Here is a 1,054-nt window from a genome sequence, read left to right as displayed (position 1 = left end):
CCACAAGTAAACAACATTCAACAGAATAAACGGCATAAGCTAACCTTCTAGTGCTGATGCCCTCTTTCGGCTTAGGGGGGGCTATCAGGTCGGTCTTGTCGTGGTTGGTATAAGGGCCCCTAGTTGACCGGCAGCAGACCCACGAGCAAATCAAAACCAAATACGTCCGTCGTCTCACAATCGCTGCCTGGACTCAAACAGCTGCGACCCGGTCAGGCAAGCTACCAGTTGGGTTGCCTCGTCGAGCAGAATGTCGTACCTATTGATCAGATTTTGTGGCGGTGCCAGCTCGCAATGTTGGTAGAACGTCTCGGACAAACCATCTAGCTGACTCCATTTGAAATCAGGGTCTGGAGCCACCACCTCCTTGCCAGCTTGCTCTTCTCGCTCCTAGCTAAGCAGTAGTTTCATCCAGCCCAGCTGTTACGCGATAATCTGCCGGGGCGTGCGGTCAATCCCCTCAACCAGCATTTTCCAACCATTATCGGGAATACCCTCGAGGTCGCAGTTGAGTAGACTCCCGCGCTAAGCGATCTCTGCTTCAAGTTCGCTTCCGCATTCATGAGACTTCACCAGACATCTTCTGCCAAGGACTCTTTATCCGATGTATTCATGCGTATGTTTAAGCATCTTGGACTTAGGTCCGCTTTTACGAGCATGAGTTGACGGGATGGGCGAGATAGCTCTAAGTTTGTGCTTCCCGTGGTGTGGTCAGTCCAGCACTTTGTGAATGTGCATATTGCTTTAGCAATGCATCCTCCGTAAAGTCGCAAACTCAACCTTTCCGAACTATGCCCACGCGTTTTGAGTATGAATCAGTTTTGCCTTGTAGAGACTGTCGGCCCCTTAGCTAGAGCGCTGTAATAGCGACCGTCGAATGTGATCACGCTCGGTCGAGTTTCAGGGCTGTAGTAGGAACTAAATCCAGTACGCTTCACCTGCTGCCTCGCGCATGTTGTAGTCAGCTCGCTTATAGCTGTTCATGTGCTGATGCGCGTTATAAAAATACTCCGTGAACTGCGGATTCGCTTTATGTGTGAAGTGTGTGTAATGT

At 50.4% G+C, this 1,054-nt stretch carries 1 pseudogene; it reads right to left on the bottom strand.

Going from position 1 to position 1,054, the window contains the following annotated elements:
- Positions 1-174: 174 nt before the first annotated feature.
- A pseudogene (locus HMPREF3042_RS11145) lies at positions 175-375 on the bottom strand (ClbS/DfsB family four-helix bundle protein); the annotation flags it as partial.
- Between the last annotated feature and the right edge of the window lie 679 nt (positions 376-1,054).

Origin of the sequence: Corynebacterium sp. HMSC074C05, assembly GCF_001838325.1 — a bacterium.
GTDB classification, from domain to species: domain Bacteria; phylum Actinomycetota; class Actinomycetes; order Mycobacteriales; family Mycobacteriaceae; genus Corynebacterium; species Corynebacterium amycolatum.
This window is presented reverse-complemented; position numbering and strand designations above follow the sequence as displayed.